The following is a 26,574-nucleotide window of genomic DNA, read 5'->3' as shown; positions in this document are numbered from 1 at the left end:
ACCCCCTGCATTGGGGGTGTTTTTATAACTAAGCCATCCGAACACACGCCACATAACCGCAGGACACAGACCCCTATAGGGATTCTTAGGATACCCTCGACTTTCTTTTATATTAGGTAAGCCTACCCTTGCTACGCTGCGGGACATGCTCAATTCAACTCACGAGTCAACCCACGTCGGGCCAACCCAGGAAGGCCCACCGGCCGCCCCCGGGCATTCCCGCGGCACAATCCCCGAACGCATCAGCTTCACAGATGACCTCGTCGGAATGTCACCCACGCGCCTTGGCGACGTGCTCGCTGCAGCCTCACACGTAGCCACGGACTACCTCACCGAGGAACACGGTCCCTGCAGTGCCACCCCGGTGAAGCAACTCGAGGCCGCAGTCCACAACATTGACCTCACAAACCCGCTCGGCTCCTTCCGCGCAAGCATCGCGGAACTGCGCACACTCTGGCTCGACCACGCAGTCTGGTACCACCACCCGCGCTACATCGCCCATCTCAACTGCCCCATTTCCTCAACTGCCGTGGCCGGGGAAACGATTGCCAGCGCAGTCAATACAGCGGTGGAGTCGTGGGATCAGGCCTCATCCGCGGCGCTCATCGAGCAGAAAATCATCCACTGGTTGTGTGAAAACCTCCGCTGGAAGGTCACGGGCATCCACGGAGTGTTCACCTCCGGCGGAACTCAATCGAATCTCCAAGCACTGCTCGTTGCCCGTAACAAGGCGCTGGCAGCCCACGGGTATGACACGCTTTCCCGCCTGTGCATCCTGCACACGGCCGACACGCACTATTCAGTGGCCAGGGCAGCCAACATCCTGGGCCTTCACCCCGCCACCGGATCACGAGTGGTGGGCACGGATCCCCACCATCGGATGTCACCCGCTGCACTAGAAGAAGCCATCGCTGAGTGTTCCCGCGACGGCTTAGTTCCCATGGCGGTGGTTGCCACCGCCGGCACAACGGACCTCGGTGCCATCGACCCTCTTGATGACCTCGCCAGCATCACCCGTAAACATGCCCTGCACCTGCATGTGGATGCCGCCTACGGAGGTGCCATGCTGGTCTCCCCCACCCAAAGGCACCGCCTGGAGGGAATCGAATCTGCCGATAGCATCACCGTGGATTTCCACAAGACCTACTTCCAACCCGTGGCGTGCTCTGCCATGTTGCTGCGCACCCCGGAGGATTTCCGCCACATTTCGTGGCACGCGGACTACCTCAATCCGCAGGGCTCCGGCGAGCTCAACCTCGCCGACTTCTCCCTGCAGACAACCCGCCGCTTTGATGCGCTGAAACTCTGGCTTACCTTGCGCACACACGGAGCCGAAGCGATCGGCACTGCCTTCGACACGTGCTGCAAGATCACCCGCGACTCGGCCGCACTGATCGAGAACAACCCCCACCTCGAACTACTGGAACACCCGCAGCTCACCACGCTCGTTTTCCGTCCGACACACCCCGATGCCCCCTCCCCGCAACACATCAAGCGAGTGCTGCACAACCGAGGAGAAGCCGTCATTGCCACCACGGTCATAGACGGTGACAGCTGGTTGAAGTTCACCATCTTGGACCCAACTCTTTCCACCAACGACATCCAGCTCATCCTCGACCTCATCGTGGGTTGCGCCACCTCGGCTGCTGCCAACCCAACCGGTGGCACCCCAGCTGTCGACAACTCAACAATGGAGGCTCCAACTCATGCCTAATTCCCTGTCCCAACCGCAGTCTGCATCCCACGCACAGCCCAAGCCCCAACCACGGCCTGCATCCCACGCACAACCCACGTCTCAACCACGGCCCACATCGCAGCCAGAACCTGCATCCCAACCCGACCCTCGCCCATCCCATCCCGCACCCCAGCAGGTGGATGTCCTCGCGATCGGCGCGGGCCCTTTCAATCTGGGTTTCGCGGCCCTCGCCCAGCCCCTCGTGGAGTCCGGGGAGCTCAGCCTCGCCGTGTTCGATAAGCGGGACGGATTCTGCTGGCACCCAGGCATGATGCTGCCCACGGCAACCATCCAAGTGCCGTTCATGGCCGACCTCGTCACGATGGCCGATCCCACCAGCCCGTATAGCTTCTTGAATTACTGCAAGCAGCAGGGCCGTATACACCACTTCTTCATTAAGGAAGATTTCTATCCTCTCCGCGCGGAGTATTCTGACTACTGCGCGTGGGTCGCCAGGCAGCTGGGCACCCTGCACTGGAAACACTGCGTAGATCACGTGGATCAACTCGCAGATGGCACCTTCGCCGTCACCTATTCTCACCCCGGCGGTACGGGCCAGATTCACGCCCGGCACCTCGTGATCGGTGTGGGCACGGAACCCTTCGTACCCGACGATCTCGCCGCCGCGCTCAACGCACCTAACGTCCTGCACTCCGCAGATTATCTGCATCGCAAGCAGCAGGTTCTTTCGGCCAACTCCATCACCATCATCGGCTCCGGCCAATCCGCTGCGGAAATCTACTTGGACCTTATCGAAGAGCGAGCCCAGCAGGGCAAGCGCCTGGACTGGTTCACCCGCTCCCCGCGCTTCTTCCCCATGGAATACACCAAGCTCACCCTGGAAATGACCAGCCCGGATTACGCCCGTTACTTCCACGCGCTACCGGAGGCCACCCGCGATCGTACGAATCGCGAACAACGCAGCCTCTATAAGGGCATCTCGGGTGACACGATCAACGAGATCTACGACACTCTCTATCGCCTCTCCCGCACGGGTGACCTGCCCTCGACTCTGCGCGCGGGATGCGCGGTGGCGTGGGCTCCCGGCGCGGAACCTACGGACGGGTCCACCGGGGTTCATCGGCTGCGAGTAGAACACACGGAGTCCGGCTCCACCGGTGTACACGCTTCCGATGCTCTCATTCTGGCCACCGGATATCGCGCTCCCACAATTCCCTCTTTCCTCTCCTCTGTGCACGGCTCACTCAATGTCGATACTGCTGGTCGTTGTGCGGTGGGCACTGATTTCTCTATTAACGACGCCGGCACGGTTCACGTTCAGAACGCGGAAGAACACACTCACTCATTGATTTCTCCGGACCTCGGCATGGGCCCGTGGCGTAACTCAATCATCTTGGCCAGCATCACCGGTCGTGAGGTTTATCCGATAGAAAAGGACATCGCGTTTCAAACGTTCGGAGGTGAGGGCCTGTGATGCGGGGAATCCTCACACCTCACGGTCGCATTACGATCGCGCCTGTGCGGATACCGCGTGATGTGGCGCTGTTGCACAGCTGGCTTACATCACCACACGCTGCTTACTGGGGTTCGCTGAATGCGAGTGTTGACGAGGTAGGCCGGGAGTACCGGCGCATCGCAGACGCCGCACACGAGGCAGCATGGTTGCTGCACCTCAATGACGAACCCGTGGCGTTGGTTGAGACGTATGATCCCGCCGAGGTCGTTGTGAATGATGTTCCGGGTGTTGGCCATGTGGCCGGAGACATGGGCATGCACATTCTCGTGGCGCCGCCAGGCACAGAGCCCCGCCCCGGTTTCACGAACTCGATCTTTGCAGCAACGATGCGTTGGTTATTCGATGAGCGCGGTGCTCAACGGGTTGTGGTTGAACCGGATGCGGGCAACCACAAGATCCTGGCCAAAAATGCCCTGGCTGGTTTTGTGGACATCCCTGGGTTAGAACACACGCCGTTGACCCTCGGGGGCGAGGAAAAGATTGCCCGCATTCAGCACTGCCACGCTCTGCGATTTCGGGCGTCGGAACTGGCCAGTCATGCGGTGGCCGAGCACGCGGTGGCGGCGACACCCGCCGAACACCTCACCTCCGCAGCCATGGAGGAAGCCAACCGCCAGCTCCTCGCCAAGGCCATCCGTGAGTTTGTCCACGAGCGCCTACTCACCGCCACCTGCATGGACAGTACGTCGGACGATCCCGGTGCGCCAACCCATGAGGTCCGATTCGGCTCCCGTGTGATTGCATTCCGTGCCACCCCGCACCGGCTGGAGCACCTCAGTATCGATCCATCCAGCCTCCGCTGCGCGGATTCCTCCGCCCTTCCGATGCTGCCCGACCTTCTGGCCGAGGCGAGCGAGGAACTGCGCATCGCCCCGGAGTTCTTACATATTTACCTCGAAGAAGTGCAGGCCACCTTGGCTGCCCGCGGTCGGGTGTTGCACCGTGAACGCCCCACGGCCCGCCAGCTCAGTGGCCGTGATCTTCCGGAACACATGAGCCCGCAGATCCAAGCCGACCATCTGCAGTTCGTGGAAGCATCCATGGTGGACGGGCACCCCAGTTTCATCGCCAACTCCGGCCGAGGCGGCATGAGCGAGGGCGATCTCAACTCCTGGGCCCCGGAGCTCTCAACCGCGGGGCCTCTGGTGTGGCTGGCGGCCCACAAGTCCTCCTGTGTCCACGCTCTCAGCCACGACCTACCCCAGGAAGACTGGCGGTTCTGGGAGCAACAGTTGGGCGCTAACATGTGGGAACGCTTCCGCACCACAGTGGGAAAGGCGGGCGGCGACCCCGCGGACTACCTACCGATCCCCATCCACCCGTGGCAATGGAATCACAGCATGACCACAACCTTTGCCAGCGATATCGCCAGCGGAAGGCTTCTCTTTGTGGGCACCAGCGATGATCTCTACCGCCCGCAGCAGTCCCTGCGCACGTTCTTTAATCACTCCCGCCCCTTGCAGCCCTATGTGAAAACTGCAGTTGCGGTGCGGAACATGGGTTTCCTGCGTGGCCTGTCCTCCACCTACATGGAATCCACACCGGCGATCAATGACTGGCTGCAACACACGATCGGCACCAGTTCCGAGTTTGTGGACCACGGCGTGCTGCTGCTCCGGGAAATCGCCACCGTGGGATACGTGGCCGACGTCTACCACCGCAGCCAACCCCTAACGGGTTCGAAGCCCAGCGAACACATGAAGATGGCGGCGGGGTTGTGGCGCGAATCGCCCATCGGTTCATTGGAATCGACGGAGCTGGCTGTCACACTGGCATCGGTCCTCCACGTCGACGCGGAAGGAAACACCCTCGTTGGCGAATGGATCCAACAAGCGGGCACGGACGCCCGCACGTGGCTGCGCCACCTACTCGATGTCTATCTCTGGCCGGCCATTCACGCCCTAGCCAGCCACAATATTGTGTTCATGCCCCACGGGGAGAACATCATTCTCCGTCTGCGACAGGGCCTGCCGGTGGGGTCATTCTTCAAGGATCTCGGGGAAGAAGTTGCGGTGGTGCATCGGGAACAAGACCTGCCCGACGAGATCTCCCGGATCCAGGCCGACCACGGTGATATCGATGACGCACAACGCGCCCTCTCGATCCACACGGACATCCTCGATGGCGTGCTGCGCCACCTCGCCGCCCTCATGGCGGACCACAACTTACTGACGGACGCCGAGTTCTGGCAAACCGCGCGTACCTGCGTTGAGGACTACGAGACCAGCCACCCGGGCACTCTCGATCGGCTGCCCCTGCTCAGCGAGACATTCCGCCACTCTTGCCTGAACCGTCTACAGTTGCGCAATCCCCTGACAATGGTGGATCTGGGCGACCAAAACTCTTCGCTGATCTACGCGGGGGATATAGCAAACCCCCTGTCCGAGTAGCGGGGCACAACCCGCTACCGGCCCCAGCCCCAGCTACACCACCGACCGTGGCACCCCCAGCTACACCACCGACCGTGGCACGATGATCGGTGCTGCCCCTTGCGGGTCTTCCCACACCTCGGCCCGTAAACCGTAGGCTTCGGCCAAGACCGGCTCCGTCAGAGCCTGCCGCGGTGTGCCTTCCGCTATGAGTTGCCCGTCTTTCATCACGGCCACTTGGTCGCTAAACATTCCGGCGAGCGTGAGGTCATGCAGCACCATCACCACGGTCTTTCCCTGCTCCGCTAACTGGCGCACCAGCGTGAGCACCTCAATCGCATGCGCGGGGTCCAAAAACGTGGTTGGTTCATCCAACAAGACCGCCGGAGTATCTTGCGCCAGCACCATCGCCAACCACACGCGTTGACGTTGACCACCGGAGAGTTCCGCCACGTCGCGGTCTACCAGCGCCGCCGTATCCGTCTGTTCCAAGGCCTTCCGAATGATTTCTTTATCCGACGCCAACGCGGCCCCCCACATTCGCCTTCGATAAGGGTGGCGCCCTCTTTCCACTAGCTCCCCAACAGTCAACCCGGGAGGACTAACTGGATGCTGTGGCAACAGTGCCACAGTCTGCGCTGCTTCGCGTGCCCTCAGAGTGTGAATGTCGATCTCGCCATAGAGAACACGACCAGACGTGGGAGTAAGCAATCGCGACATGGCTTTGAGAAGCGTGGATTTTCCGCAGCCATTGGGGCCCAGCAACGTGGTAACGCACCCCTGTGGTGCAGTGAGGGACACATCCTTCACAATCGTGGGACCATCGCCGTACCCAGCGGTGATGTGTTCTATCGAGACGTTCATTTAACGAACTCCTTTCAGGCCACTACGGCGGGCAGCATTCCAGACAAGCCAGACCAGCGCGGGCCCACCGACAATGGCAGTGACCAAGCCCACCGGGGCGGTAATCGGCAACAAACCCGCGATGATCGCGCAGACCGTCATGAGTGCAGCTCCTGCTGTGGCAGATACCAGTGGAGAGGGTGTCGGGGTGCTGGCGGCGATTCTGGCCATCTGCGGTGCAAGAAGGGCGACGAATCCGATGGGGCCAACGACCGAAACCACGACCGCGACCATCCCCGTTGATGCGATAAGAATCAACATTCGAGTCCTACGGACATTGATCCCCAGGCTGGTCGAGGTGGCGTCGCCATGAGCCAGCAAGGGAAGATCGCGGGCGAACAACACGCCGAGAATAAGGCTGGGGACCAGTCCCAGGAACAAGGGAAGGAGAGCTTCCGTTCGAACGAAACCTGTTGATCCGGCCAGCCATGTCTGGGCATCGGCAGCGCGGGTGATGTCGGCTTTCAGAAGCAGATAATGCACGATGGACTGGGTGAGGAAGGATAGAGCCAGACCCACAATAATAACGCGCTGGGAAGTGCCGAAACCGCCGAGTATCAGCAACAACACCACGATCACCCCGGCCCCGACCAGTGCCAGTGCCGCACGCCACCACATCGTCGGGATGGCCTCGCTCCACTCTGGACGGGCCACGACCGTGCCGGCCACGACGAAGACCGCCGCGCCCCCAGAAACACCGAGGATATCGGGACTGGCCAAGGGATTGCGGGACATGGTTTGCGTCCATGCGCCAGCGAGTCCCAACGCCGCGCCGACCACGACCGTGGCAACCGCCACAGGTAGGCGCAAGTCCCACACGACGTTCACCGCTTGTCGCTCCCCACCACCAGTGAGAATCTCCACGACCTGCATGGGAGTCAGCGATAGTTCACCGATCCCCAGGAGGACGAAGAAGCTCAACAATGCGAGGAGTGCGAAACCCGCGGCGGTGAGCCATACGCGCCGGACGCGCCGCCACCGCTGTACCTGCAAGGGGTCGGCGGGATTATGGCTAGTTGGGCTAGTTGGGCTAGTGGGGTCGGCGGGGTCCGCAGGGCTGGCCGGGTAAGCGGGGTCCGCAGGATTGGTCGGGTAAGTGGGGTCCGCGGGGTCCGCGGGATTGGCCGGGTAAGCGGGGGCCACGGGATTATGGCTAGTCGGGTAAGCGGGGGCCGCAGGGTTCTTCGGTTCTGTCGAGCCCATGGCCTCTGTGGGGTTTGTATTAGCGGAACTCATACGGTCATGCCCTCCTGCAGCAGTGCCTTGGAGCGACGTGGCGAACGCACCGCGGCGATCATCAACGGTGCTCCGACGATGGCTAAGACAATCGCCATCTCCAGTTCATTTGGTTGCAGGACGAACCGACCCACGATATCAGCAAATAGCACCGTCGCTGCTCCCGCTAGCGCTGTCGGCGCCAACATACGACTCAGCGCAGGGCCCGTAAAACGTCTAACGATATGAGGCACCGCGAATCCCACAAACGTCACCAACCCCACAGTGGCCGTTGCCGTACCTGCCAAGACAATGACCGCCAGCGCCGCAAGGCTGCGCGCGCGTTCTGGAGATGTTCCCAGGCTCTGCGCGGTCTCTTCACCCATCGCCAACACGTCCAAGGAGCGAGCCACGATCACTGCGATCACGCAGCCCGCGGCGCAACCCACCGTGGCCAAGGCAACATCCTGCATCCCTCGACCTGCGGTAGAACCCACAGTCCAGCGGCGTAGCCCTTCCAACGTGTCCGAGGAATACAAACTCAGCAAGTGTGTGGCAGCTTGCAGCGCGAACGTCACGCCCACTCCCACGAGCACCAAGGTCAGCGGATCGCGCGAAACGCGGGACACGATCAGCACAATCGCCGACGCGAGCGCCGCCCCGACGATGCCCCACACCGCGCGTTCTCCTATGGAATTCGCTACGCCCGCCGTCAGCGCTACCGCCACAGCGAAACCTGCGCCCGCGTTCACACCTATGATGCCGGGATCGGCCAGTGGGTTCCGGGTCCAGCTCTGAGCCACTGCGCCAGCAACTGACAGCGACGCGCCAACTACGAGTGCCAAGAGAGTTCGGGGTACGCGTAAATCCCAAATGATGCCGTGATCTTGTTGGTTCACAACGGAGTTGCTCCCCGATGCATTGGGCCCCTCAAGGAGTATCGCGGTGGTCTGGGAAAGAGAAAAGGAACGGGCGCCCAAGTACACGGAGGCCAAGGCGCACAACACCACGCACACACCGGCACAGAGCGTGAACACTTTGGTGCGGGTTACTGAGGACATGAGACTCTCTACAGGGATGGTAGGGGCACACTGCAAGTGTCTTTGCAGTTAGAGGGCAGAGTTGAATTCCTTCACTGCCCACGGGATAGTCACTGGGTTCGGCATGCTCATAGCGTTACCCACATCCTCGGATAGCCAGCGCACCTTGTTTTCCCGCACTACGTCCAGGGCACTAAAGGTCGGATCTTTTCGCAGGGCATCCGCTGCGCCCTTGTAATCCAAGACAAAGAGGTAATCAACGGCGTTGAGCTGGTCGTAGTTTTCGGGAGCAATATCACGATAGAACTCGCCCTTGTTGCCTTCGAGATCTGCCGGGATTTCAAACCCTAAGTTTTTTATGAACTGACCACGTCCATCGCCCGAGGTGTAAAGACCAATTTTGCCCTGGTAAGGCATGACGATTGCAGCTTTCTTACCCTTGAGCTCCGGATGCTCAGCTACGAAATCATCAAAGGACTTCTGAGTGTCTTTGATGAGCTTGTCACCCTCGCTCTCCTTGTCCACGGCATCGGCGATCTGCTCGACCTGATCCTGCCACGGAATTTGCCAATCCTTAGCCCCCTCGGGCTTCACGGTGGTGGGCGCGATGTCCTCAAGGGACTTCTTTGCCTGCGCATCCACGGCTTGGTTCACCGCGATGATCTTATCGGGATCAGCAGCACTAATCTTCTCTAGAACCTCCGAGGTGAAACCGGAGGCAGTGTTGAATACCTTGGCAGGCTTTTCTCCCTTGAGCAGGTCTTCAGCCCATGGACCCACGCCAGAGTCCGCTACATCTCCCTCTGCACCCCACGGCGCGAGGAGTACTGGCTGAATGCCTAGAGCCAGCAGTGTATCCGAGTCGCCTAGACCGACACTGGCGATGCGTTCTTGACTCTTGCCACCAGCCTCGGTGGAGGCATTGTCCTCAGCACGAGAGCAGCCAGCCAACAGTAGCGCCGACGTAGTTAACAGCGCGCCGGTGATGCGAGCCCAGCGGCGGGGGGTGGATCGGTGGGTCATATGTGAATCTCCTTGAAATATGGCGGTCTGAATAGACGCACGGACTGCAGGCGTCGATAAAAAAGCCGAAGAACGACAGCAGACGCCCACAAAAGGGGTACGACCGCACACACTACCAAGGTAAGGCTACGCTTACAATAGTTAGGGTGACCTCAAAAAGAAAACCCCACCCACTCGGCGGAAACGCCAAGTAGATGGGGGGTCAATCTGGTCACAAGGTCTCCCTCGCGAACCAGAGGAACCTAGCGAGCCTTCTCCAGAATTTCGACGAGGCGGAAGTGCTTCGTCTTGGACAATGGACGGGTTTCTTCGATCAGAACGCGGTCGCCAACACCAGCGGTGTCGTTCTCGTCGTGAACCTTCACGCGAGAGTTGGTGCGCATGATCTTGCCATACAGGGCATGCTGCTTGCGGTCCTCGAGTTCGACGACGATCGTCTTGCTCATCTTGACGGACACGACATAGCCCACGCGATTCTTACGTGCGCCCTTTTCCTTCTTAGTCAAGGTTGCCTCACTCATGCTGCGTCACCACCTGGGTTGGTAGACAGCCCGAGCTCGCGCTCGCGCAAAACGGTGTAGATGCGGGCGATGTCACGCTTTACTACACCCAAACGACGGTTGTTAGACAGCTGGCCGGTCGCAGCCTGGAAGCGAAGGTTGAACAGCTCTTCCTTCGACTCACGCAGACGGGTGGTCAGCTCTTCATTCGTGAGCTCACGGAGCTCAGATGCCGGAATTCCGGTAGCCATTAGAACTGATCCTCCTTCTTTACGATACGAACCTTGCAAGGCAGCTTGTTGCCAGCGCGGCGCAGAGCTTCGAGAGCGATCTCCTCATTGGGGTAGGACATCTCGAACAGGATGCGACCTGGCTTGACGTTAGCAACCCACTTCTCGACTGGACCCTTACCGGAACCCATACGAACACCGAGTGGCTTCTGGGTCAGTGGGCGGTCAGGGAAGATGTTGATCCATACCTTGCCACCACGCTTAACGTGACGGTTAATGGCAATACGAGCGGACTCGATCTGACGGTTGGTGATGTACGTCGGTTCCAGGGCCTGCAGGCCGTAGTCACCGAACGTCACGCGGTTGCCGCCCTTGGACACGCCGCTGCGGTGCGGACGGTGCTGGCGACGGAACTTAACGCGCTTAGGGATAAGCATTAGCTTTAGCCCTCCTGCTTCTTCTCGGCGCGCTGGCGACGTGCACCACCGCGGCGTGGACGCTCACGGCGACCGCCACGTGGGCGATCGTCGCGTGCGTTCATCAGGGACTCACGACGGCCACCGACAACGTCACCCTTGTAGATCCACACCTTGACGCCAATGCGTCCGAAGGTGGTGTGGGCCTCGTAGGTGCCGTAATCGATCTCGGCGCGCAGGGTGTGCAGTGGAACGCGACCCTCGTGGTAACGCTCGGTGCGACCCATTTCTGCGCCGCCGAGGCGGCCGGAACATACGACCTTGATGCCCTTGACCTGTGGCTGGCGCATTGCACCCTGGATAGCCTTGCGCATAGCACGACGGAAGGCTACACGGTTGGTCAGCTGCTCAGCGATGGACTGTGCCACCAGCTGTGCATTGGCGTCGATGTTCTTAACTTCAAGAATGTTCAGCTGAACCTGCTTACCGGTGAGCTTCTCGAGCTGACCGCGGATGCGGTCGGCCTCGGAACCACGACGACCGATTACGATGCCCGGACGGGCGGTGTGGATGTCCACGCGGACACGGTCGTGGGTGCGCTCGATGACAACGTCGGCAATGCCGGCGCGGTCAAGACCCTTGGACAGGAAGTCGCGGATCTTGATGTCCTCGGCGAGGTAGTCAGCGTACTGCTTGTCGGCGTACCAGCGGGAGCGCCACTCGGAAGTGATACCCAGCCGGAGGCCGTGGGGGTGGATTTTCTGGCCCACTACTGAGCACTTCCCTTCTGGCTCTCGACGACCACGGTGATGTGGCTGGTGCGCTTGCGGACGTGGAAAGCACGACCCTGAGCGCGCGGACGGAAACGACGCATGGTTGGTCCCTCGTCGGCGTAAGCCTCGGAGATAACCAGGGAGCGACGGTCCAGGCCGTAGTTGTTCTCTGCGTTAGCTGCTGCGGATGCAACAACCTTGTAAACCGGCTCAGAAGCAGCCTGCGGGGCGTACTTCAGGATAGCCAGCGCGTCGTCAACGGACTTGCCGCGGACCAAGTCGATCACGCGACGTGCCTTCATTGGGGTGACGCGCACGAAACGCGCGGTTGCGCGTGCGGAATTCACGGTGTCAGTCATGATTATCGACGACCCTTCTTGTCGTCCTTCACGTGACCCTTAAAGGTCTTCGTGGGGGCGAACTCGCCTAGCTTGTGTCCGACCATGGAATCATCGATGAACACTGGCACGTGCTTGCGACCGTCGTGGACGGCGAAAGTGTGGCCAATGAAATCAGGCAGAATGGTCGAGCGACGGGACCAGGTCTTGATGACCTGCTTGGTGCCCTTCTCGTTCTGAGCGTCCACCTTCGCGAGGAGGTGTTCGTCGACGAATGGGCCCTTCTTGAGGCTACGTGGCATTCTCTACTACCTCCTCTTAGCGCTTCTTGTTCTTGTTGGTGCGACGACGGCGAACGATCATCTTGTCGCTTGGACGGTTGGGCTTACGGGTGCGGCCTTCCTTCTGGCCCCATGGGGACACAGGGTGACGACCACCAGAGGTACGACCCTCACCACCACCGTGTGGGTGATCAACAGGGTTCATCACGACACCACGGACGGTTGGGCGAACACCCTTCCAGCGCATACGGCCGGCCTTGCCCCAGCGGATGTTGATCTGATCCTGGTTGCCAACCTCACCAACGGTGGCGCGGCAACGGATGTCAACACGGCGGATTTCGGAAGACGGCATACGCAGAACTGCGTACTTACCTTCCTTACCCAGCAGCTGGATGGAGGCACCGGCGGAACGGGCCATCTTAGCGCCGCCGCCTGGCTTCAGCTCCACAGCGTGGATAACGGTACCGGCTGGGATGTTACGCAGAGGCAGGTTGTTACCCACCTTGATGTCCGCGTTTGGACCGGACTCAACAACGGTGCCCTGCGTCAAACCACGAGGTGCGATGATGTAGCGCTTCTCACCGTCGAAGTAGTGCAGCAAGGCGATGTTTGCAGTGCGGTTCGGGTCGTACTCGATGTGAGCAACCTTTGCCAGGACGCCGTCCTTGTCGCTACGACGGAAGTCGATAACGCGGTAACGACGCTTGTGACCGCCACCCTTGTGGCGGGTGGTGATGTGGCCGTGAACGTTACGGCCGCCGGTCTTCGACAGCGGGCGCAGCAGAGACTTCTCAGGAGTCGAACGGGTGATCTCGTTGAACTCGGAGACAGAACTCTGGCGGCGACCCGGCGTAGTCGGCTTGTACTTACGAATAGCCATACTTTTGCTTCCTCTTTACCTTTCGGTCTCTTCTGCCCTTAGGCAGCAGAACCACCGAAGATGTCGATCGGATCGCTGCCGGCGACCAGGGTCACCATGGCGCGCTTGGTTGCCTTGCGACGGCCGTAGCCGGTGCGGGTGCGCTTGCGCTTGCCCTCGCGATTGAGGGTGTTCACGCTTGCAACCTTGACGCCAAAGATCTGCTCGACGGCAATCTTGATTTGGGTCTTGTTGGATGCTGGGTTAACCAGGAACGTGTAAACGTTCTGCTCCATCAGGCCGTAGGACTTCTCAGACACTACTGGAGCCAGGATGATGTCACGTGGATCTGCGACGGTGCTCACTTTGCCTCCTCCTTGGTGTTCTGAGCGGCGGTGATGAACGCGTTCAATGCCTCCACGGAGAACACAACATCGTCTGCATTGAGAACGTCGTAAGTGTTCAGCTGGTCGGTAACCAGGGTGTGGACATTTGGCAGGTTACGCACGGACTTGCGGGAGTTAATATCCTCGCGACCGAGAACCACAAGCACAGACTTGCGGTCGGTCAGACGCTCCAAAAATCCGCGTGCAGCCTTGGTGGATGGGGTCTGGCCTGGAACCAGATCCTCAACCACGTGAATGCGAGCGTGACGTGCGCGGTCAGATAGCGCGCCACGCAGTGCAGCAGCCTTCATCTTCTTAGGGGTGCGCTGGGAGTAGTCGCGTGGCTGAGGTCCGTGAACCGTGCCACCACCGGTGAAGTGTGGTGCACGAATGGAACCCTGACGAGCACGACCAGTGCCCTTCTGGCGATAAGGCTTACGGCCACCACCGCGAACCTCGCCGCGGGTCTTGGTGGCGTGGGTGCCCTGACGCTTGGCTGCGAGCTGAGCGGTAACCACCTGGTGCATCAGTGCGACGCTAACCTCGGCGTCGAAGATGGCAGCAGGCAGCTCTACAGAGCCGTTGGTCTTACCGTCAGCGGTGTGGACATCAAGCTTTAGATTGCTCATGCGTGTGCACCGCCCTTCACTGCGGTCTTCACAACGACGATGCCGCCGTTGTTACCTGGTACTGCGCCCTTAACGAGCAGCAGGTTGGATTCTGCATCTACCTTGGCAACCTTCAGGTTCTGCAGGGTAACGCGTGCGTTGCCCATACGGCCTGCCATGCGCTTGCCCTTAAAGATACGACCTGGGGTGGCACATGCACCGATACCACCGACGCGGCGGTGTGCAGCCTGGTTACCGTGGGAAGCACCCTGGCCAGCGAAGCCGTGGCGCTTCATAGCGCCGGCATAGCCGTGGCCCTTGGTGATGCCGGTTACGTCAACGAACTTCACGTCGTTGAAGATCTCGACGGTGACGTCCTGGCCTACCTCGTAAGCGGAGGAATCCTCAACGCGGATCTCCGTAACGTGGCGACGAGGGGTCACGCCAGCCTTCTTGAAGTGACCAGCAGCAGGCTTGTTTACCTTGCGTGGGTCGATCTCGCCGAAAGCGATCTGGACGGCGTCGTAGCCGTCGGTTTCCTTGGTGCGCACCTGGGTAACGACACATGGCCCAGCCTCGACGACGGTGACCGGAACAACCCGGTTCTCATCATCGAAGATCTGGGTCATGCCGAGCTTCTTGCCCAGGATGCCCTTGATCTCAATATCACTCATAATTTTTCTCCGCTGCCTTCAGTGTCAGACTCTTGTCCTGGCCTACTGAATGTTGACGTCGACGCTGGCCGGAAGGTCGATGCGCATGAGGGCATCAACGGTCTTCGGGGTTGGGTCGAGAATGTCGATCAGACGCTTATGCGTACGCATCTCGAAGTGCTCGCGCGAGTCCTTGTACTTGTGCGGCGAACGGATGACGCAGTAAACGTTCTTTTCAGTTGGCAAAGGCACCGGGCCAACGACACGGGCGCCGGTACGGGTGACCGTTTCAACGATCTTCTTGGCAGAAGCGTCGATTGCCTCGTGATCATAGGCCTTCAGCCTGATGCGGATCTTTTGTCCCGCCACGCTTGTCCTCTTCCTAGCGCGCCCGCGGCTCTTCCTTTCGGAAGCTCCGTCGTTCGGGCTCACACGCCTTATATCTTGTCTTAACGCTGTCCGGCCGTGGGGCCTGGTCCAGTCGCCAGTTCGCTTATGGTGTCTTACATTCTCTTGTTCACGTGCCGTTGTGAAAGACACGGCTTCGTGAACAATCGAGAAAATGCAGGTTCCACCTGGTGCCCACCTCCCCCTTGGTTGGGTAAGGCGTGTACCTCGCTTCGGAAGGGGCCTATTGAGCCACGGGTTATATTGTCGCGAGAGTTATTCCCTGCGTTTTCCTGTGCAACCCACCCGGATCATAACTAATCCACTGTAAGCTCACCGGACCCGTGGAGGTCCTTCGTTTACTGCCGCTGTTCATTTACCATGTCCCACTCCGGCACCCGCGGTGAGGCGTGTTGGCCTTTTCCGCGCAAAGTACCGCACAGCAAAGCTGCCTCGCTTCTTGAATCCGCGAGGTGTTCACTGACGATGGATCATGCTCACTTCACCAGCGATGTCTTCTTGACTCACATAACGTCTAGTTGGGTTGCAGATTTCGAGAATCTGCCCAATCTAGAACGAGGTTAAGCCTCATTCATCGTGTTAAAGCAACGTCAAGTATCTAACCACAGAATCCACGGGTCTCCAAATCTCCGATCTGCTCCATGCAGACCCCATCGACACACCCCACAGTTAGCCACGCTTCGTGGGGGGCTGCAGATTAGAATCACCCCCTAAACTTACAAAAGGCGCAAGAGAAGCTGAAGTTGGGCCCAATTGCAGTCAAAAGTGGCGCAGGGCCGGTTGGAACTGGCGTCGGCAAACGGAAAAAAGAAGGTGGAACCATGAAAGACCAGCGCTCCCGCCCCGACGTGCGAGACGCCCGGCGCCCCGTGATTCATTGGCGCCCATTACCTTCGCCTGACCGCCCGCAGCCAGACGCAAGTGGGAACAGCCAGAATTCGGTTCGACACACGCACCAGCGACATCCGTTGCCCGCGCCAACTCGGCCAGTAGCGAACACACCGGGGAACCTGAGTGCGCGGAAGCAAAGAGCCGGGGTGGACCCTCGGCGAGAAGCAAGGGCTACGAACAGAAGTGACGCGCAGAGACCTCGAGGCAGGACCGATGTCCGGCGACCCGCAAAGACCGCGGCGGCTACACCACTACAAGACCGATTTAAGTTGGCCTGGAAGAATTCGATCGCGTTTCGCGTTGTGCTCGCTGCCCTTGTGGCGCTTGTGGTTTTCTCTTTATGGCCCGACTCAGATGAAGGCGATATTCCCGCCGGGCTAGAGAGCAACGAGGTGAGGGCAGAGAAGTCCCCCGCGATCGCACCGGCAGCAGCCAAGGAGATCGTTGTGCCGCGGATTGGATTGCGGGCCGAATTCGAAGATGGTTCATGCCGCGTCAAGGACAACGCGATCAACCCCGACACATTAGATAGAGCCTGCACGTACACGTCTAATGACCGCCCATATTCCCTGCCTGGCACGGACGCTTCAGACATCGTGGTAGTGGCTGGACACACCGGGGCGGGCATACACGCCGTTTTCAACAAACTGTATGACGGGCGAGCGAACCGCCACACCATTTCCGTTGGCGACAAGATGTATCTACGTACCGCGAATTCCGGCGACAACTGGTTGGTATATTCCGCGACCGATTTACATGAACCGAAGAAGGAGGGACTTGCCGAAGACTCGGCAATTTGGGGCGACGGGCCTCGCCCAGGCCGGTTGTTAACCATCAGCTGCATTCAGCCGGCTAACCCCTTGGCCTCCTCGGTTCGTAACGCGGTCATTGGATGGCAGTTCCAAGGAGTGTCGCATTCGACCAGAACATCGGAGTCACCTTAGATATTAATAAAGCACTTTGTCTTTCAAAACCACACAATTTTGGGGGTAAATTTGTTCGCTTTGCTGCAAATGTGACAGTTGTGACTGACGTGAAGAATGAAACGCATGTTAACGTCTGCTGAAGTAAGCCGTTCAAACGGCACACCGACTCACTCAGAGGAGACAGTATGAAGCGTTTTCACCAAACTCTAACTGCGGCCGCAGTAGCCACCGCTCTCGCATTCGGCGGCATCTCCGTCGCCAACGCTCAGGATCTGCCAGCAACCATCGAGCTCGATGGCACTGTCTACACCAAGCAGGAAGACGGCAGCTATGTCTACACACCAGAATTCGGCGGCAAGTCTGTAACCCTCCCGGCCGAAAAAGTTGACGAGATTATCAAAAAGCAGGCTCCAGTTGAGCAGCCAAACATGAACAATCCTGCGACGAAGACGGACACCACGGGCCACGTGTGGTACCAACACATGCAGGACAAGTCCTTCTACGTCAAGGATGCCGCTTTGGTGAACGAGGCCATCACCGATGAGATGCGCGATGCATACAAGAAGGCATTTGAAAACGCTGCCGCCCCAGAGACAGCACCTGAAAAGTCTCCGGAGCAGAACAGCCCTGCACTCCCCGCAACCAAGAAGGATTCCAGCGGACACGAGTGGTACCAGCACATGCAGGACAAGTCCCTCTACGTCAACGATGCCGCTCTGGTGAACGCGGACATCACCGATGAGATGCGCACTGCATATGCCCAGGCCTTTCCTGAACAATCACAGGAAGAAGCGCAGAAGCCTGAGTTTGACAAAAAACAACTGGCGTGGCTGGTGCTTCCTGCTGTACTCACCATTGGTGGCGTACTGTGGTACCTCAGCCAAGACGGCAAGACCTACGTGAAGGACAAGTACCGCGCTAATCAGGCCCCAACGCCTGAGGAAAAAGCCGCGTCCGAGAATATGCTGGCCGAACACAAGGATGAGGTCATTGCTCAGGGTGGCAAGCTTGATGAGAACGCGGCCGCCAATGGTGGTGCCGCTGATGCCGCAACCAAGGAAACCGGGCGTGGCATGCTTGCACAAACCGGTTCCAACACCGCCGCTCGCGGTCTCGCAGCTTTGGCTATCACTGTGATGATTGCAGCTGCAGCAGTGGTGTCCCGTCGCAAGCTGTTCGCTTAGATCGTTCCCGCAGGCCAGCTACTGCACCACGACCCCCTCCCTACCGTCAAGCGGTACTGGGAGGGGTTTTCTCAGTTATCAGTGCCACGGAGCTAGCCCAAGTACAGCGGTGCTAGCCCAAAGGCCGCAGTGCCCGCCCTAGTGCAGCCGTGGAGCCGAGTGCCGCAGTGCTAGCCCAAGTGCAGCCGTGGAGCCAAGTGTCGCAGTGCCAGCCCAAGTGCAGCGGTGCTAGCCCAAGGGCCGCAGTGCCAGCCCAAGTGCAGCGGTAGAGCCGAGGGTGGCTCGCCAATTCCACGTATCGCATGTGGGGTCTCGGGGGACCGCTCGGGCATCTTCCGTCATAAAGTAGACTCGCGGAGTAGTAGAACGCATCGCATCCTGCCTAGATTGGTAGAGCTGTCCTTAAGGAAACAAGTTGACCGACTACCGCCATGACCCCGAGTACCTGCGACAACGACGAGCCATCATTAGAGCGCACCACCCCGATGCCGGAGGCTCCGATGCGGACCTTATCGCCGCGTTGAATGCATTGGACGATCAATGGGACAGACGCGCACGCATTCGCCGGCAGGTGGAAGAATACCGCCCTGACTTCATTCCCGAGCACGCTGCGGAACAAGCCCTGGCCGTAGCGGAACAAGCCGTCAACCTTGTTGGATCACTCGCCAATCGCGCGGGCAAGGTCGCGGGGAACGTAGGGCACACGATCTACGGGCGCCTGCCCCGTGAGTTTCTGCGTGGCTATCGTCAAAACAATAGCGACAAGAAGGAAAACTAGAGCGCAGCCCGAAATACCGCAAGCAGCATTGTCGGTCAGGTTCGAAGCCGGTAGCCCAGCGCGCCTCCGCGAATCCCAACCCTTCAGCATTAATTGTCCGGCGATAGTGCGCGCTCACGCGCTCGGTTACTACCCGTTGGCTCACGCGCTCGGTTGTTTCCAGTTGGCTCACGCGCTCGGTTACTACCCGTTGGCTCACGCGCTCGGCTGTTTCCAGTTGGCTCACGCGTTGCGCACAAAACTCGTAACACGACGGCACCATCTGATATAGCAAAAACCCGGACGCCCCCTGACAGGAACCTCCGGGTTTATTCGGCTCTCGCTTTAGCTTTAGGAAAGTTCAGCGAATGAAACCGAATTCCATCTACTCGGCAAGGGCCGAGCACATGAATTTACTTGGTGATCTTGGTAACGCGACCAGCGCCAACGGTGCGGCCACCCTCACGGATAGCGAAGCGCAGGCCCTCGTCCATAGCCACTGGCTGGATCAGGGTAACGCTCATGTCGACGTTGTCGCCAGGCATAACCATGTCGGTGCCCTCTGGCAGCTTCACAACACCGGTAACGTCGGTGGTGCGGAAGTAGAACTGAGGGCGGTAGTTGTCGAAGAATGGGGTGTGGCGGCCACCCTCGTCCTTGGACAGAACGTAGACAGAGCCCTCGAACTCGGTGTGAGGGGTGTACTCGCCTGGCTTAGCGACGATCTGGCCACGCTCAACGTCCTCACGCTTCAGACCACGCAGCAGCAGCGCAGCGTTGTCGCCAGCCTCTGCGGTGTCCAGCAGCTTGTTGAACATCTCGATGGAGGTAACGGTGGTCTTCTGGGACTTCTCGCGGATACCCAGGATCTCAACTTCGTCGTTGAGGTTCAGAACGCCACGCTCAACACGGCCGGTAACAACGGTACCACGGCCGGTGATGGTGAAGATGTCCTCGATTGGCATCAGGAATGGACGATCGGTCTCACGGACTGGATCTGGGATGGAGTCGTCACAAGCCTGCATGAGCTCAACGATCTTCTCAGCCCACTCTGCGTCGCCCTCGAGAGCCTTCAGTGCGGAGATGTGAACGACAGGAGCTTCCTCATCGTAGTCCTGCTCGCCCAGCAGCTCGCGGACCTCCATCTCAACGAGCTCCAGCAGCTCCTCATCGTCAACCATGTCGCACTTGTTCAGTGCAACGAGGATGTAAGGAACGCCAACCTGACGAGCCAGCAGAACGTGCTCGCGGGTCTGAGGCATTGGGCCGTCGGTAGCAGCCACAACCAGGATCGCGCCGTCCATCTGGGCAGCACCGGTGATCATGTTCTTGATGTAGTCAGCGTGGCCTGGAGCGTCGACGTGAGCGTAGTGACGCTTCTCGGTCTCGTACTCAACGTGGGAGATGTTAATCGTAATACCACGCTCCCGCTCCTCCGGCGCCTTGTCGATGGCGTCGAAAGCGAAGGACTTGTTAGCCTCTGGGAACTTGTCAGCCAGTACCTTGGTGATGGCGGCAGTGGTGGTGGTCTTGCCGTGGTCGACGTGACCAATGGTGCCGATGTTTACGTGCGGCTTGGAACGCTCGAACTTAGCCTTCGCCACTTTGTGTCCTCCTGGACTGCTCGGTGGCTACGACTTTCGCAGCCACATATCTTTTTGTTTCCAACCGAATCACGCCCCCACTTCTGTTGTGGAGCATGAGTTCCGGTCAGTTTTTCTTTCTTGCCGGTTACAGTCTTTTAGCGCGCCCAGCGATCCTCTAATCGAGAGGAGTAAAGCCGACTAAGGCGCAAACTGGGTAACGGCCAGCACACCGCATCCTACGCGATCTGGCTCTAATCAGAAAATTAACGCTTACCCATATTCGGGTGCATTTTCCAATTTGGCCGATTTGCGTGCTCTTTTGAGTTTGGATACGCCGTGCTGACCCCTACCCGGCCACACGTATGCGCGGCGGGAAGGGAGGCTAGATCGAGCTGTTTCAATAACTGCCCGATTTAGCGTGGGGAGCTAGCAGACCGAGGGTTTACTTAACCTCGCCACCGGTACGCTCAGCGATGATCTCAGCGGAAACGTTCGAAGGAACTTCACCGTAAGAATCGAAGATCATGGAGAAGTTCGCACGGCCTGCGGTACGGGAACGCAGGTCACCGATGTAGCCGAACATCTCAGACAGAGGAACCTTTGCCTTAACCAGCTTCGCGCCGGCGCGGTCATCCATGGACTGGATCTGACCACGGCGAGAGTTGATGTCGCCGATGACGTCGCCCATGTACTCCTCTGGGGTGATGACCTCAACGGCCATCAGTGGCTCCAGCAGAACTGGCTTAGCCTTTGCAACGGCTTCCTTCAGTGCCTGAGAACCGGCGAGCTTGAAGGCCATTTCAGAGGAGTCAACCTCGTGGTATGCACCGTCAAGCAGGGTTGCCTTGATGTTCACCAGTGGGAAGCCGGCTAGGTAACCGTACTGCATTGCGTCCTGGATACCCGCATCAACGGATGGGATGTACTCCTTAGGAACGCGGCCACCGGTGACCTCGTTAACGAACTCGTAGGTCTCGTCGGAGCCCTCTTCTGGCTCGTAAGGCTCCAGTGCGATAATCACGCGCGCGAACTGACCGGAACCACCGGTCTGCTTCTTGTGGGTGTATTCCAGCTTCTCAACTGGCTTACGGATGGTCTCGCGGTAGGCAACCTGTGGCGCACCAACGTTTGCCTCGACCTTGAACTCACGGCGCATGCGGTCAACCAGCACGTCCAGGTGAAGCTCGCCCATGCCGCCAATAACGGTCTGGCCGGTCTCGTCATCCAGCTTCACGGTGAAGGTTGGGTCCTCTTCCGCGAGCTTCTGGATTGCCGTGCCCAGCTTCTCCTGGTCAGACTTGGTCTTTGGCTCGATGGCCACTTCGATCACCGGGTCTGGGAAGTCCATGGACTCCAAGATCACTGGGTTCTGGGTGTCACACAGGGTGTCACCGGTGGTGGTGTCCTTGAGACCAATGAAGGCGTAGATGTGACCAGCGGAAGCCTTATCCACTGGCTGCTCCTTGTTGGAGTGCATCTGGAACAGCTTACCGACGCGCTCCTTCTTATCCTTGGTGGAGTTGGTGACCTGGGCACCAGACTCAACAGATCCGGAGTACACGCGTACGTAGGTCAGCTTGCCGAAGAATGGGTGTACGGCAACCTTGAAGGCCAGAGCGGAGAATGGCTCATCCTTGGATGGCTTACGCAGCATCTCCTTTTCTGCGTCCTTTGGATCGTGGCCCTTGATAGAACCAACGTCCATTGGGTTAGGCAGGAAGGAAATAACTGCGTCCAGCATTGGCTGGATACCCTTGTTCTTGTAAGCGGAGCCACAGTACACTGGGTAAACTTCGGAGTTCACAACCAGCTTGCGGATCTGAGCCTTCAGCTCGTCAACGGTAATTTCCTCACCAGCGAAGTAACGCTCCATGAGCTCTTCATCGGACTCTGCAACGGTCTCGATGAGCTTCTCGCGGTACTCCTCAGCCTTTTCCTGCAGGTCAGCTGGGATCTCTTCGACGGTAGCCTCGGTTCCGATCTCAGTGACACCGCGCCACGTCAGTGCCTTCATTTCCAGCAGGTCAACAACACCGTCGAAGTTGTCCTCTGCACCGATTGGCAGCTGCATAACCAATGGCTTTGCACCCAGGCGGTCGATGATGGTGTCTATGGTGAAGAAGAAGTCAGCACCCAGCTTGTCCATCTTGTTAACGAAGCAGATGCGTGGGACGTCGTACTTCGTTGCCTGGCGCCATACCTGCTCGGACTGCGGTTCCACGCCTTCTTTGGCGTCGAATACGGCAACAGCACCGTCTAAAACACGCAGGGAGCGCTCCACCTCAACGGTGAAGTCCACGTGGCCTGGGGTATCGATGATGTTGATCTGGTTTTCTTTCCAGAAGCAGGTGGTGGCCGCGGAGGTAATGGTGATACCGCGTTCTTTCTCCTGCTCCATCCAGTCCATGGTCGACGCACCATCGTGGGTTTCACCGATCTTGCGGTTAATACCGGTGTAGAACAGGATGCGTTCGGTGGTAGTCGTCTTACCGGCATCGATGTGTGCCATGATGCCGATATTGCGAACCTTCTTCAGGTCAGTTAGCGCTTCAAGTGCCACTGGGGAATCCGCTCATTTCGTTTGCTTGAGCAACCCGGGCTTCGTTTCGAAACTCCGAAACGATGCCGCAAAGGTCGCGGGCTTTTACGTACTTTTTCTATTGTGCCAGCAAGTCGGCTATTTGTCGTTGCAAGATAGCTCACTTTTTACGTGGTTTTTTATTTCTCGACGCCACGCTGGCCCGGGCGCAACCCACCAACGGAATTTGTTGTTTCATTCAACTATTGGTCAGGCTGCAGTTTTTGCCCAGAAAGGGCAATAGCCCCACTACTTTACGCTGCGAGGGAACGTGAAGCAGTAGGGCACATCCGCGTTTTACCAGCGGTAGTGAGCGAAGGCGCGGTTGGCCTCGGCCATCTTGTGAACGTCCTCACGGCGCTTCACAGAAGCACCGAGGCCGTTGGATGCATCGAGGATCTCGTTTGCGAGACGCTCAATCATGGTGTTCTCACGACGCTGACGGGTGAAGGTCACCAACCAGCGCAGAGCCAGGGTGGTGGAGCGGCCTGGACGAACATCAACAGGAACCTGGTAGGTAGCGCCACCGACACGACGGGAGCGAACCTCGAGTGCAGGCTTGATGTTGTCGAGAGCCTTCTTCAGGGTGAGTACCGGATCGGTACCGGTCTTCTCGCGGCACTGCTCCAGGGCACCGTAGACGATGCGCTCGGCGGTGGACTTCTTACCATCGAGCAGAACCTTGTTCACCAGCTGAGAGACGATTACATCGCCGTATACTGGATCATTTTCGAGGGGGCGGGAAGGTGCTGGACCCTTACGAGGCATGTTTTACTTCTCCTTCTTCGCGCCGTAGCGGGAACGAGCCTGCTTACGATCCTTAACGCCCTGAGTATCCAGGGTTCCACGGACAATTTTGTAACGCACACCAGGGAGGTCCTTCACACGACCACCACGCACGAGCACCATGGAGTGCTCCTGGAGGTTGTGGCCCTCACCTGGAATGTAAGCAGAAACCTCGATACCGGAGGTCAGACGAACACGGGCAACCTTACGGAGCGCGGAGTTCGGCTTCTTTGGGGTGGTGGTGTACACACGGGTGCACACGCCACGACGCTGTGGGGAACCCTTCAGCGCAGCGGTAGCCACCTTCTGAGACTTATCATGACGGCCCTTACGGACCAGCTGCTGAATAGTTGGCATTTATGAACTTTCCTGTTGTTCGTTTCGGTGCAGACTCCAGCGGGTTGCGCCTCGTGACGACAACGAGGCTTTTCCCTTGAGCTCCGCCGATCCTTTGCAGTGCGCCATCATGAATACCCACGATGAGGGATCCATGTTTTGGAGACAACAAAAAATAGGGGCTCTTTCCCGGGGCCTCTTCCGCTTCGTATCACCCTGCGCACTCAACACAAGGATCTTTGCGTTATCCATCACTGCGTAGGAACGTTTGCCACAGCAAGTGACTTACATCCTTAAAAGCACTCAATGATAGAAATGCAATCTACAAGAGCAGATATTAGCGCCTAGCGCGTTCACATCCAAATCGCTACTGACGCAACCACCGAGCACCGCCAACTATCGGGGACTAGCGCTTCTTTTTACCAAACAGTCCACCCAAAGACTTGGTGTAGCTCAACCCACTGCCATTCCGAAAGGAGATCGTGTTGCTGCCATTAGCGCGGCGCGTGATGCGAGCCGGCCCGATCTTGACGGAACCGCCCACACCACCTGTGGACGTGTTAACGCGGAACGGCCCGATCTTTTTTGAGTTGCGAAAGAAAATTCCCATACGCGCAGTCTATCTGCTACGGCAGACACAGTGACTGAAATGGTGGGTGCCCGAAGTCTACGCACAGCGTTTGCCTTAGCTACTCCCCCACACGTCGCCCTCCGCCTCACGCCTCAGTGTTGACACCAGCATGTGCCCGCAGCCTTAGTAAACCCGCCCTAGCTACTACCCCACACGTCGCCCTGCCCGGTGCATCGAATCTGATCAGCCGGAACCAATTTGGGATCTAACGCATGACGAACCAAGTCCACTCCCCGCGGGGAGTACGACATAGTCATGTGATCGGAATGGTCCTCTACGCACCCGTCTTGCATGGTGATGTTTCGAACCGTTGCACCTCGCCCTGCGGTCAAAAACGTGGCGTCGTACGGCGTAGAGATTTCGTCGTATTTCGTCCCGATAATGGTGTATTCAACACCCGGCTGTGTTTCGCCACCTTCATTCAGTTTCCGAATGAACTCTGAACCATACTCCTGCTGGTAACCCGCAACACCGCCGAACCACTGACGGAATTCGGCGTAACCGTCGGTAAAAGCCTGGTTGTTCGATCCGGCCGCCTTGCTACCCGTCCAAAACGCCTGGTTGTCCGATCCGGCCGCCTTGCTACCCGCCCCAGGTGCCTGGTTGTCCGATCCGGCCGCCTTGCTACTCGCCCCAGGTGCCTGCTTATCCGAACCAGCCCCGTACGGGCGTGGCTCACCCGCAGCCTGCTCGCGCTCAACTGCCTGAGGTTCATTCCCGCCCTTCTTCTGCGGGTACTTTCCGCCCAGCTGCGTGCCATGGTTCGTCGCACCAAGCGTGATGATTTTACCGATCTTGTTCTTCTTCGGATCGGTCGCGTCCACTCCCCCACCGAATTTCGCGTAGTAGCGCGCCATGACCCCGCCCTGAGAATGCCCAACCAAGTCAACTTGCTTAGCGCCAGTCGCCCCCAGCACCGCGTCGACTACTTGCGCTAACTGCCCCGCCGATACATCAACGGGCGCCACGCCGAACGTGTTTGGGAACAGCGAGCCCACCCCGCCCTTGTTCCAAATATGCGCGCGCCCCAAGTTCGGAGCGAACACGCAATATCCATCTTTCTTCAACTGTGGTGCCATACCGGACCAGTTGACGTAGGCGTTCTCCCATGTGCCGTGAATAAGGATCACCGGGTTTGGGTGCTCCGCAGAAGGTTTACAGGTCCAATCATTGGTACCCACCGGTGCTAACCGGGGCTGAGCCAACGTCTGCATAAACGCGCCCATGAACGTCTCTGCGCCCGGGCCGGTCGTAGTCGTGGTGCGAGTGGCCTCAAAACTAGGAGATCCCACCGCCGCACGGGTTGCAGCTACCTGCGCCGTTTCGGCGTTGGCACCTGCCATTTGGGCCGACGCCACGCTCCCCGCGCCCGCAAATCCCATAAGTGCACTACAGACGATTGCTGCTGAGCGGATGATTATCCCTTTATTCATAGCGTTTAAGTTACACGGTCTACGCGTGGCCACGGTGCTGGCGATGCAAAACGCCCCCACCTCCCTTCCCAAATCGGGATCAGGGGTGAGGGCGTTTGCCCTTGGTTCTCAAGTCACAGGCTTAGGGGGACAGATGTTGTGGGGCACAAGCCCCACTCATGCCCCCCCACGGACTGCGAACCTGGGGTTCCATGTCGCCCAGCGGAACCGCGGACTTAGAGTTCCATGTCGTCCAGCGGAACCGCAGACCTG

27 protein-coding genes are annotated in these 26,574 nt (G+C 58.9%); 6 read left to right on the top strand and 21 right to left on the bottom strand.

The annotated features are described in order from the left end of the window. The first annotated feature begins 145 nt into the window (after nt 1-145). Genes HMPREF3098_RS01860 through HMPREF3098_RS01850 form a run of 3 tightly spaced genes read left to right on the top strand, consistent with a single transcriptional unit; the run spans nt 146 to nt 5,602 of the window. The gene (locus HMPREF3098_RS01860) at nt 146-1,714 is read left to right on the top strand and encodes a pyridoxal phosphate-dependent decarboxylase family protein (protein WP_070433778.1); all 1,569 of its coding nucleotides are present in this window, start codon (nt 146-148) and stop codon (nt 1,712-1,714) included. Beyond that, nucleotides 1,707-3,170, top strand: a complete 1,464-nt coding sequence (locus HMPREF3098_RS01855) for a SidA/IucD/PvdA family monooxygenase (RefSeq protein ID WP_083283931.1) — start codon at nt 1,707-1,709, stop codon at nt 3,168-3,170. Before HMPREF3098_RS01860 ends, HMPREF3098_RS01855 begins: the two co-directional genes overlap by 8 nt. After that, nucleotides 3,170-5,602, top strand: coding sequence for a GNAT family N-acetyltransferase (locus HMPREF3098_RS01850; RefSeq protein WP_070433777.1), 2,433 nt, complete (start codon nt 3,170-3,172; stop codon nt 5,600-5,602). The genes HMPREF3098_RS01855 and HMPREF3098_RS01850 overlap by 1 nt, the downstream gene beginning before the upstream one ends. A 60-nt stretch (nt 5,603-5,662) precedes the next feature. Here HMPREF3098_RS01850 and HMPREF3098_RS01845 read toward each other — a convergent pair whose 3' ends face one another. From HMPREF3098_RS01845 to rpsJ, 15 genes are all read right to left on the bottom strand, one after another. Beyond that, nucleotides 5,663-6,445, bottom strand: coding sequence for an ABC transporter ATP-binding protein (locus HMPREF3098_RS01845; protein WP_070433776.1), 783 nt, complete (start codon nt 6,443-6,445; stop codon nt 5,663-5,665). Further along, nucleotides 6,446-7,720, bottom strand: a complete 1,275-nt coding sequence (locus HMPREF3098_RS01840) for a FecCD family ABC transporter permease (protein ID WP_371440934.1) — start codon at nt 7,718-7,720, stop codon at nt 6,446-6,448. It abuts the gene before it with no gap. Continuing rightward, nucleotides 7,717-8,760, bottom strand: coding sequence for a FecCD family ABC transporter permease (locus HMPREF3098_RS01835; protein WP_070433775.1), 1,044 nt, complete (start codon nt 8,758-8,760; stop codon nt 7,717-7,719). The genes HMPREF3098_RS01840 and HMPREF3098_RS01835 overlap by 4 nt, the downstream gene beginning before the upstream one ends. A 48-nt stretch (nt 8,761-8,808) precedes the next feature. Further along, a complete protein-coding gene (locus HMPREF3098_RS01830; protein WP_070433774.1) occupies nt 8,809-9,762 on the bottom strand; it encodes an ABC transporter substrate-binding protein in 954 nt (317 codons plus the stop codon). A 242-nt stretch (nt 9,763-10,004) separates the two neighbouring features. After that, a complete protein-coding gene (gene rpsQ / locus HMPREF3098_RS01825; protein ID WP_035113621.1) occupies nt 10,005-10,283 on the bottom strand; it encodes a 30S ribosomal protein S17 in 279 nt (92 codons plus the stop codon). Continuing rightward, a complete protein-coding gene (rpmC, locus tag HMPREF3098_RS01820; RefSeq protein WP_013889219.1) occupies nt 10,280-10,513 on the bottom strand; it encodes a 50S ribosomal protein L29 in 234 nt (77 codons plus the stop codon). Before rpmC ends, rpsQ begins: the two co-directional genes overlap by 4 nt. Beyond that, nucleotides 10,513-10,929, bottom strand: coding sequence for a 50S ribosomal protein L16 (gene rplP / locus HMPREF3098_RS01815; RefSeq protein WP_020441956.1), 417 nt, complete (start codon nt 10,927-10,929; stop codon nt 10,513-10,515). The genes rpmC and rplP overlap by 1 nt, the downstream gene beginning before the upstream one ends. A 5-nt stretch (nt 10,930-10,934) precedes the next feature. Further along, nucleotides 10,935-11,678, bottom strand: a complete 744-nt coding sequence (gene rpsC / locus HMPREF3098_RS01810; RefSeq protein ID WP_013889221.1) for a 30S ribosomal protein S3 — start codon at nt 11,676-11,678, stop codon at nt 10,935-10,937. Continuing rightward, on the bottom strand, nt 11,678-12,040 hold the full coding sequence (rplV, locus tag HMPREF3098_RS01805) for a 50S ribosomal protein L22 (RefSeq protein WP_013889222.1): 363 nt from the start codon (nt 12,038-12,040) through the stop codon (nt 11,678-11,680). The genes rpsC and rplV overlap by 1 nt, the downstream gene beginning before the upstream one ends. A 2-nt stretch (nt 12,041-12,042) precedes the next feature. Further along, nucleotides 12,043-12,321, bottom strand: coding sequence for a 30S ribosomal protein S19 (gene rpsS, locus HMPREF3098_RS01800; RefSeq protein WP_010269028.1), 279 nt, complete (start codon nt 12,319-12,321; stop codon nt 12,043-12,045). A 16-nt stretch (nt 12,322-12,337) separates the two neighbouring features. Continuing rightward, nucleotides 12,338-13,180 (bottom strand): 50S ribosomal protein L2, encoded by an 843-nt coding sequence (gene rplB / locus HMPREF3098_RS01795; RefSeq protein WP_035113619.1) that lies wholly within the window; start codon nt 13,178-13,180, stop codon nt 12,338-12,340. A gap of 38 nt (nt 13,181-13,218) precedes the next feature. Next, nucleotides 13,219-13,524 carry a 50S ribosomal protein L23 gene (gene rplW / locus HMPREF3098_RS01790; protein WP_013889224.1) on the bottom strand — a complete coding sequence of 102 codons (306 nt, stop codon included), beginning with the start codon at nt 13,522-13,524 and terminating at the stop codon, nt 13,219-13,221. Beyond that, nucleotides 13,521-14,174: a 50S ribosomal protein L4 gene (rplD, locus tag HMPREF3098_RS01785; RefSeq protein WP_070433773.1), complete on the bottom strand. Its 654-nt coding sequence runs from the start codon at nt 14,172-14,174 to the stop codon at nt 13,521-13,523. Before rplD ends, rplW begins: the two co-directional genes overlap by 4 nt. Further along, nucleotides 14,171-14,827: a 50S ribosomal protein L3 gene (rplC, locus tag HMPREF3098_RS01780; RefSeq protein ID WP_070433772.1), complete on the bottom strand. Its 657-nt coding sequence runs from the start codon at nt 14,825-14,827 to the stop codon at nt 14,171-14,173. The genes rplD and rplC overlap by 4 nt, the downstream gene beginning before the upstream one ends. Nucleotides 14,828-14,869: 42 nt before the next feature. Then, nucleotides 14,870-15,175: a 30S ribosomal protein S10 gene (gene rpsJ, locus HMPREF3098_RS01775; protein ID WP_010120790.1), complete on the bottom strand. Its 306-nt coding sequence runs from the start codon at nt 15,173-15,175 to the stop codon at nt 14,870-14,872. 1,199 nt (nt 15,176-16,374) lie between these two features. Between rpsJ and HMPREF3098_RS01770 the strand changes: the two genes are divergently transcribed. The 3 genes from HMPREF3098_RS01770 (at nt 16,375) to HMPREF3098_RS01760 (ending at nt 18,993) form a co-directional block, all read left to right on the top strand. After that, entirely contained in the window at nt 16,375-17,049 is a 675-nt protein-coding gene (locus tag HMPREF3098_RS01770) for a sortase (protein WP_246815807.1), read from the top strand. Nucleotides 17,050-17,216: 167 nt separating this feature from the next. Beyond that, on the top strand, nt 17,217-18,215 hold the full coding sequence (locus HMPREF3098_RS01765; protein WP_070433771.1) for a hypothetical protein: 999 nt from the start codon (nt 17,217-17,219) through the stop codon (nt 18,213-18,215). A 415-nt stretch (nt 18,216-18,630) separates the two neighbouring features. Then, nucleotides 18,631-18,993, top strand: a complete 363-nt coding sequence (locus HMPREF3098_RS01760; RefSeq protein WP_070433770.1) for a hypothetical protein — start codon at nt 18,631-18,633, stop codon at nt 18,991-18,993. A 392-nt stretch (nt 18,994-19,385) separates the two neighbouring features. On the opposite strand, the gene tuf is transcribed toward HMPREF3098_RS01760, so the two are convergent. From tuf to HMPREF3098_RS11765, 6 genes are all read right to left on the bottom strand, one after another. Next, nucleotides 19,386-20,576: an elongation factor Tu gene (gene tuf / locus HMPREF3098_RS01755; RefSeq protein WP_035113608.1), complete on the bottom strand. Its 1,191-nt coding sequence runs from the start codon at nt 20,574-20,576 to the stop codon at nt 19,386-19,388. A 424-nt stretch (nt 20,577-21,000) separates the two neighbouring features. Next, nucleotides 21,001-23,118: an elongation factor G gene (gene fusA, locus HMPREF3098_RS01750; protein ID WP_070433769.1), complete on the bottom strand. Its 2,118-nt coding sequence runs from the start codon at nt 23,116-23,118 to the stop codon at nt 21,001-21,003. Nucleotides 23,119-23,433: 315 nt separating this feature from the next. Next, complete coding sequence (gene rpsG / locus HMPREF3098_RS01745; protein WP_013889247.1) at nt 23,434-23,904, bottom strand: 30S ribosomal protein S7; 471 nt, start codon at nt 23,902-23,904, stop codon at nt 23,434-23,436. A 3-nt stretch (nt 23,905-23,907) separates the two neighbouring features. After that, nucleotides 23,908-24,279, bottom strand: coding sequence for a 30S ribosomal protein S12 (gene rpsL / locus HMPREF3098_RS01740; RefSeq protein WP_013889246.1), 372 nt, complete (start codon nt 24,277-24,279; stop codon nt 23,908-23,910). A 385-nt stretch (nt 24,280-24,664) separates the two neighbouring features. Next, nucleotides 24,665-24,868: a DUF4236 domain-containing protein gene (locus HMPREF3098_RS01735; protein WP_070433768.1), complete on the bottom strand. Its 204-nt coding sequence runs from the start codon at nt 24,866-24,868 to the stop codon at nt 24,665-24,667. Nucleotides 24,869-25,026: 158 nt separating this feature from the next. Continuing rightward, the gene (locus HMPREF3098_RS11765; RefSeq protein ID WP_246815806.1) at nt 25,027-26,322 is read right to left on the bottom strand and encodes an alpha/beta fold hydrolase; all 1,296 of its coding nucleotides are present in this window, start codon (nt 26,320-26,322) and stop codon (nt 25,027-25,029) included. Nucleotides 26,323-26,574: the final 252 nt, after the last annotated feature.

Source organism: Corynebacterium sp. HMSC28B08, from assembly GCF_001806865.1.
Taxonomy (GTDB): Bacteria; Actinomycetota; Actinomycetes; order Mycobacteriales; family Mycobacteriaceae; genus Corynebacterium; species Corynebacterium auriscanis.
The sequence above is the reverse complement of the archived record's forward strand: the minus strand, read 5'-3'. Positions and strand labels throughout refer to the sequence as shown.